Origin of the sequence: Thermus tenuipuniceus, from assembly GCF_002964845.1 — a bacterium.
Taxonomy (GTDB): domain Bacteria; phylum Deinococcota; class Deinococci; order Deinococcales; family Thermaceae; genus Thermus; species Thermus tenuipuniceus.
The window spans coordinates 21123-28089 of record NZ_KZ672976.1 but is presented as its reverse complement, the minus strand read 5'-3'; the positions used below and the strand labels follow the sequence as shown (position 1 = coordinate 28089).

The 6967-nt window shown below is 65.1% G+C and carries 7 protein-coding genes and 1 tRNA gene; 3 read left to right on the top strand and 5 right to left on the bottom strand.

Annotated elements, in window-relative coordinates:
- Window positions 1-459 precede the first annotated feature (459 nt).
- From C2847_RS05685 to C2847_RS05660, 5 genes are all read right to left on the bottom strand, one after another.
- Entirely contained in the window at window positions 460-1011 is a 552-nt protein-coding gene (locus C2847_RS05685) for a Uma2 family endonuclease (RefSeq protein WP_105317488.1), read from the bottom strand.
- A gap of 359 nt (window positions 1012-1370) precedes the next feature.
- Window positions 1371-2021, bottom strand: a complete 651-nt coding sequence (locus C2847_RS05675; protein WP_105317487.1) for a chromosome segregation protein ScpA — start codon at window positions 2019-2021, stop codon at window positions 1371-1373.
- Window positions 2018-3031 (bottom strand): tryptophan--tRNA ligase, encoded by a 1014-nt coding sequence (gene trpS, locus C2847_RS05670; protein WP_105317486.1) that lies wholly within the window; start codon window positions 3029-3031, stop codon window positions 2018-2020. The genes C2847_RS05675 and trpS overlap by 4 nt, the downstream gene beginning before the upstream one ends.
- A gap of 41 nt (window positions 3032-3072) precedes the next feature.
- Window positions 3073-3159 (bottom strand) — tRNA-Leu (locus C2847_RS05665).
- Between the two features lie 45 nt (window positions 3160-3204).
- Window positions 3205-3741 carry a DUF1640 domain-containing protein gene (locus C2847_RS05660; RefSeq protein ID WP_105317485.1) on the bottom strand — a complete coding sequence of 179 codons (537 nt, stop codon included), beginning with the start codon at window positions 3739-3741 and terminating at the stop codon, window positions 3205-3207.
- A 168-nt stretch (window positions 3742-3909) separates the two neighbouring features.
- Here C2847_RS05660 and leuC point away from each other — a divergent pair, with 168 nt between their 5' ends.
- Genes leuC through leuB form a run of 3 tightly spaced genes read left to right on the top strand, consistent with a single transcriptional unit; the run spans window position 3910 to window position 6965 of the window.
- A complete protein-coding gene (leuC, locus tag C2847_RS05655) occupies window positions 3910-5322 on the top strand; it encodes a 3-isopropylmalate dehydratase large subunit (protein ID WP_105317484.1) in 1413 nt (470 codons plus the stop codon).
- 3 nt (window positions 5323-5325) lie between these two features.
- The gene (gene leuD / locus C2847_RS05650) at window positions 5326-5931 is read left to right on the top strand and encodes a 3-isopropylmalate dehydratase small subunit (RefSeq protein WP_105317483.1); all 606 of its coding nucleotides are present in this window, start codon (window positions 5326-5328) and stop codon (window positions 5929-5931) included.
- Window positions 5928-6965, top strand: a complete 1038-nt coding sequence (leuB, locus tag C2847_RS05645) for a 3-isopropylmalate dehydrogenase (RefSeq protein ID WP_105317482.1) — start codon at window positions 5928-5930, stop codon at window positions 6963-6965. The genes leuD and leuB overlap by 4 nt, the downstream gene beginning before the upstream one ends.
- Window positions 6966-6967: the final 2 nt, after the last annotated feature.

Below are 6967 nucleotides of genomic sequence, written 5' to 3'. Positions count from 1 at the left end.
TTTCTCGGCGAGGCACCTTGGCCGGGCGACCCCCGGGCTTGGGAGCGGGGATCAGGGGCTCAAGGGATGTGCGTGTCCTCTGCACCCTTCAAGGATACAAGACTTTTACGACAGCCTCTAAGTGCTCGTGCACGAAGGGCGCTCCATTGGCAAAAGCAGAAGCGGCTTGCCCGTGGCCTTTTTGGGACCCCTGTCGTCGGGCTGACCGCCCACGCCAACCCCCATCTCCTCCCTGGACCTGCGAAGGCTCCAGGCTACACCGCCCTCACCGAGCCTCTCCACCGCCTGGACATCGAGGCCCTGGAATGAGTCTTGCGGGAGCCATCCCTGGCCTTAAGGCTGGCGGAGAAGGGGTACACCTGGACGGAGAAGTGGGGCCTCGAGGGGATGGTGGACCGCACCCTCCGCCTCTACCGCCTCCTCTAAACAAGCCACAGGCCTTCGGCCTAAAGGAACTCCCTACTGGAGCACTTCTCTGTAGATCTCCTCCAAGGCAATCCCCACCCCCAGGCAAGGCACCTCCACCTCCCCCTCTTCCCACACCCGGTAGAGCCACCCCTCCGGGGTGCGAAAATACCCCTCCACCCTCCGGGCACGGCTGTCCACCAAGAGGTAAGCCTGAAGGGAAGGAATTTCTCTGTAGCGCCAAAGCTTCTCCCGGCGGTCCGTGGCCTCCGTGCCCTCAGAGAGGACCTCCACCACCAGGCAGGGCCGCTCTTTGTAGAGGGGGTTAGGGTCTTCGCCGCAGACCACCATCAGGTCCGGGTAGTAGAAGGTGCGCTCGGAAACCCGTAGCCGCATGTCGGAGAAAAAAACCCGGCATCCCTTCTCCTGGGCCACGGGGCGCAGGAGAAAGTAGAGGTTGCCCACCAGGAGGTTGTGGGCCTCGCTGGCCCCAGCCATGGCGTGGGGCACGCCCTCCAGGAGCTCGTACCGCTCCTTTTGGGAGGCTTCCCAGGCCAGGTACTCCTCGGCCTCCAGGGAGCGGAGGAGCTTGGCGGCCTGTCCCATGTACCCCATGATACCCTCGAGCCCGGGCGTGCTACCCTAAGGGCAAGGGTGACCTCGGAAGAGCGGCTCTACAAGCTGCAGGGCATCGTGGAGCCATGGCCACCCTCCCCTCCCAGGTGGCGGGGGTGGAGAACCGCATGGACCCCCTGCGGCAGGAGCTCAAAGGGGAAACCCAGGCCCTGCGCCAGGAGGTGAAGGGCGAGATCAACGCCGCCCTCAACCGGCTCATGCTCTACTTCACCGCCCTGGCCGTCGCCTTGGCCCTCCTCACCCTGCCGCACCAGGTGCCGATGCATAAAGGTTACCGCAATAGGCAGGGAAGAAGGGCAATGCCCGTGGTTTGGGCCACGGCGGGGTACTTAAGCAAAACGACGCTCCTCCACCGCCCCTTCCGCCTCCACCCACAAGGGGCCGAAGGCCTCCTCCTGCCGGAGGCGCACCAGACCCAGGCGGTGAGCCTCCAAGAGGGCGGCGAAGCCCACCGTCTGCTCCCCCCAGCCCCGCAAGGGGAGGCGGTGGAAGGCCACCCGCCCCCTAAGGAAGCCCTTCAGCCGCTCCCAGGCCTCCCGCAGGCCAAAGGCCTCCTGGGGCAAGGCCAGCACCGCCTTGCGAAAGGACTGGGCCGCCTCCTTCAGCGCCTTGGGAGAAAGGCGCAAGGCGGGCCTGGGCACCGGGGGCGGGGGCACGGGGAGGAGATGGGCCCGCCTCTTTAGGCGTTCCTCCAAAAAGGCCACGGTCTCGGAGAGGTCTACCAAGACCTGCACGAGGGGGGCTTCCCCCCCTTCCTCTTTGGGGGTAAGGGCCCGCTCCGGGGAGAGCTTCAGCACCAAAAGCTCGGCCAAAAGGGGCAAAAGCTCCGCCCGGGCCTGGAGGTCCTCCGGCACCTGGGCGAGGGCCTGCTCCACCACGAGGAGGACAGGAAACCCCTTGGGAGAAAGCCTTCCCCGCCTCAGGGCTTCCCGAAGCTCCTCGGGCGTCCCAGAAAACCCGGGAAACTCCAGCCGGATCACCGGAACACGGGGCGCCTGTTGGGGAGAAGGAGCCCCACCTTCTCCCGCACCTCTTCCATGGTGGCCGAGGCCACCGCCCTCGCCCGCTTGGCCCCTTCCAGGAGGGCGTCCATCACGTAGTCGGGGTCTTTCCTCAGGGCCTCTGCCCGCTCGCGGATGGGGCGTAAGGTTTTCATCATCTCCTCAAAGAGAACCCGCTTCACCACAAGGGTCCCGACCCCCGCCTTCCGGTACTCCTCCTTCAGGGCCTCCACCAGCTCCTTGGGGGCGAAGTAGGAGAGGTAAGCGAACACGATGGTGCGCCCCGGGTCCCCGGGGTCCGAGAGGCGGATGCGCTGGGGATCGTCGGGAAGGTGGCGGATCTTCTCCCAGATGCTCTCTTCATCCTCTAGAAGACCGATGGTGTTCCCCAAGGACTTGCTCATCTTGGCCTTGCCGTCTATGCCCGGCACCCTTGGGGCCTCGGGGTTAAGAAGGGCCTCGGGCTCGGGGAAGGTTTCCCCGAAAAGGGCGTTGAAGCGGCGGGCGATCTCCCGGGTGAGCTCAATGTGTTGCACCTGGTCCTCCCCCACGGGCACGGTGTCCGCCTTGTAGATGAGGATGTCCGCCGCCTGCAACACCGGGTACATGAGAAGCCCGCTCCACACCGCCTCCTGCTTGGCGGCCTTATCCTTGAACTGGGTCATGCGGGTGAGGTCGCCCAGGGGGGTGAGGGTGGTGAAAACCCAAGCGAGCTCCGTGTGCTCGGGCACATGCGATTGGACAAAGAGGGTGACCTTTTCGGGGTTGAGGCCGGCGGCCATGTTCACCAAGGCAGCTTCAAAGGTACGTTGGGCCAAGGTGGAAGGATCGTAGGCCAGGGGATTGGTGAGGGCGTGGTAGTCCACGATGCAGAAGAAGGCCTCCCGGCCCAACCTCTCCCCCAGCTCCACCCACTGCTTGATGGCCCCCAGGTAGTTGCCGATGTGGATCTCCCCCGAGGGCTGGATGCCGGAGAGAACCCGCGTCATGCCCCTAAGAATAGCAAAAACCCCGCCTTAGCGGGGCCTTTTGGTGCCGGGGGCGGGACTTGAACCCGCACGTCCGCGAGGACACACGACCCTGAATCGTGCGCGTCTACCAATTCCGCCACCCCGGCAGACGCAAGGGTTATTGTACGGAAGGCCCTTATCCCCGTCAAGCCCTAGCGCCAAAGGGTGAGGAGGGTCAGGATCACCGCCAGGGCACTGAAGTAGAGCATAAGGCGGTTTAAGGCGGTATTGATATCCCCCTTGAGCTCTTGGCGCAAGGAAACCATATCCTCCTTGAGCTCCTGGCGCAGGGAAGCCATATCTCCCTTTAGCTCCTGCCGCAAGGAGGCCATCTGCTCCCCAAGCCGCCTCTCCAAAGCCCCCATCTCCCCCTCGAGCTCCTGGCGCAGGGTAGCCATGTCCCCTTTGAGCTCTTGGCGCAGGGTGGCCATGTCCCCTTTGAGCTCCTGGCGCAAGGAGGCCATCTGCTCTTGAAGCCTTCCCTCCAGGGCCGCCATCTCCGCCTTGAACTCCTGGCGCAAGGCCACCATCTCGCCCTTAAGCTCTTGGCGCAAGCCCACTATGTCGCCCTTGAGCTCCTGGCGCAGGAGGTCCATGCGGTTTTCCAGGGAGGTAATCCGCTCCGGAAGGGTGGCCATCACCCCTTCCACGATGCCCTCCAGCTTGTAAAGCCGCTCCTCGGTGGTCATCTTCCTTGAGACTAGCATAGCCCTTGACCCCCGGACAAAAGGAGCGTAGGCTATAGGGCAATGCGGCGGGGCTTCCTGCTAGACCTAGGCCGGGCGGGCCCGGCTTAGGGAAGCCCTGTTGCCTTCCCCCGGGCCCAAAACCCGGGGGATTTTTTCAGGGGAGGGAGCATGGGAAAAACGCTTTACGAGAAAGTCTGGGAAGCGCACGAGATAAGGAAGCTCCGAAGCGGGCAAAGCCAGCTTTTTATCGACCTGCACCTCCTCCACGAGGTGACGAGCCCCCAGGCCTTCGGCATGCTGAAAGACCTGGGCCTTCGGGTGCGCTATCCCCACCGCACCTTCGCCACCGTGGACCACATCGTGCCCACCCACGACCGCACCGAGCCCTTCCAGGACCCTCTGGCCCAGAACATGCTGGAAGCCCTCCGGCAAAACACCCGGGAGCACGGCATCACCTTCTTTGACCTGGGAAGCGGGAACCAGGGCATCGTGCACGTGATCGGCCCCCAGCTGGGCCTGACCCAACCCGGCATGACCATCGCCTGTGGGGATTCCCACACCTCCACCCATGGGGCCTTTGGGGCCGTGGCCTTCGGCATCGGGACCAGCCAGGTGCGGGATGTCCTGGCCACCCAAACCCTGGCGGCCCAGAAGCTGAAGGTGCGGCGCATCAACATCGAAGGGAAGCTTGCCCCTGGGGTTTACGCCAAGGACGTGATCCTGCACATCATCCGCCACCTGGGGGTGAAGGGAGGGCTGGGCTACGCCTACGAGTACGGGGGAAGCGCCGTAGAGGCCATGGACATGGAAAGCCGCATGACCCTTTGCAACATGTCCATTGAGGGCGGGGCCCGCATCGGCTACGTGAACCCCGACGAGACCACCTTCGCTTACCTGGAAGGCCGCCCCTATAGCCCCAAGAGGGCGGAGTGGGAGGAGGCCAAGAAGCGCTGGCGGAGCTTCGCCTCCGACCCCGATGCCCGCTACGACGACGTGGTCACCTTCCGCGCCGAGGACATCCCCCCCACGGTCACCTGGGGCATCAACCCCGGGCAGGCGGTGCCCATTGACGGCCGCATTCCCCTCCTGGAGGAGCTTCCCGAGGAGGAACGCCCCCTGGCCGAGGAAGCCTTGGCCTACATGGGCCTGAAGCCAGGGCAGCCCATCAAGGGGGTGCCCATCCAGGTGGCCTTTATCGGCAGTTGCACCAACGCCCGGCTTTCGGACCTTAGGGAGGTGGCCCACTACCTTAAGGGCCACAAGGTGAAAAGGGGGGTGCGGGCCTTGGTGGTGCCGGGCTCGGAGTGGGTGGCTAAAAAGGCGGAAGAAGAGGGCATCGCCGAAATCTTCCGCGAGGCAGGGTTTGAGTGGCGCAACCCTGGCTGCTCCATGTGCTTGGCCATGAACCCGGACCGCCTCCAGGGAGACGAGCTTGCCGCCAGCTCCTCCAACCGCAACTACAAGGGGCGGATGGGAAGCCCCAGGGGACGCACGGTGCTCATGAGCCCCCTCATGGTGGCGGCGGCGGCGGTGGCGGGCGAGACCGCCGACGCCCGGGAAGTGTTTGGGATTGGGAGGTAAGCCATGCTGGAAAAGTTCACCACCATCCGCGGTAGGGCGGTGCCTTTAAGGGGCGAGGACATCGACACGGACCGCATCATCCCCGCCCGTTTCATGAAGGTGCTCACCTTTGAGGGGTTGGGCCAGTACCTCTTCTACGACGAGCGCTTTGACGAACGGGGCAACCCCAAGCCCCACCCCCTGAACGACCCCCGCTACCAAGGGGCCAGCATCCTCTTGGTGGAGGCGGGCTTCGGTTCAGGAAGTAGCCGGGAGCACGCCCCCCAGGCCATCAAAAGGGCGGGGTTCAAGGCCCTCATCGGGGAAAGCTTCGCCGAGATCTTCTTCGGAAACGCCACCGCCATCGGCCTTCCCTGCGTGACCCTGGCCCCGGAGGACCTGACGGTCCTCTTCCAAGCGGTAGAGGCCGACCCTTCCCTCGAGGTGGAGGTGGACCTGGTGAACAAGGAGGTGCGCTTCGGTGGCCGCACCGCCCCCCTCTCCATCCCGGAGGCAGCGCGGGAGGCCTTGGTGGAAGGGCTTTGGGACCCGATTGGGGAACTTCTCCAAGCTGGGGAGCTTTTGGACGAGTTTGACCGCCGCCTTCCCTACCCCAGGAGGTCAGGGTGAGGATCGCAGTGCTGCCAGGGGACGGCATTGGCCCCGAGGTCACAGAGGCGGCCCTAAAGGTCCTTAAGGCCCTGGACGAGGCCCATAGGCTTGGCCTGATCGTTGAGCTCTACCCCTTTGGCGGGGCGGCCATAGACCGGTTCGGCGAGCCCTTCCCTGAACCCACGCAAAAGGGAGTGGAAAGGGCCCAGGCGGTGCTCTTGGGAAGCGTGGGGGGGCCCAAGTGGGATAACCTGCCCCGCAAAATCCGCCCCGAGACCGGGCTTCTCGCCTTAAGGAAAAGCCAGGACCTCTTCGCCAACCTACGCCCCGCCAAGGTCTTCCCCGGTCTGGAGCGGCTTTCCCCCCTCAAGGAGGCGATCGCCCGGGGGGTGGATGTCCTCATCGTGCGGGAGCTTACCGGAGGAATCTACTTTGGGGAGCCCCGGGGGATGTCGGAAGCCGAGGCCTGGAACACGGAGCGCTACAGCAAGCCGGAGGTGGAGCGGGTGGCCCGGGTGGCCTTTGAGGCTGCCCGAAAGCGCAGGAAGCACGTGACCAGCGTGGACAAGGCCAACGTGCTGGAGGTGGGGGAGTTCTGGCGGAAGACGGTGGAGGAGGTGCACCAGAACTTCCCCGACGTCTCCCTGGAGCACCAGTACGTGGACGCCATGGCCATGCACCTGGTGAAAAACCCCGCCCGCTTCGACGTGGTGGTCACGGGAAACATCTTCGGGGACATCCTTTCCGACCTGGCCTCGGTGCTTCCCGGCTCCTTGGGGCTACTCCCCTCCGCCTCCCTGGGCCGGGGCACCCCGGTCTTTGAGCCGGTGCACGGCTCCGCCCCGGACATCGCCGGCAAGGGCATCGCCAACCCCACCGCCGCCATCCTCTCCGCCGCCATGATGCTGGAGCACGCCTTCGGCCTGGTGGAGCTGGCAAGGAGGGTGGAAAGCGCCGTGGCCCAGGCCCTCCTCGAGGCGCCCCCGCCGGACCTGGGGGGAAGCGCGGGGACAGAGGCCTTCACCCAGGAGGTGCTCCGCCATCTAAAATAGGG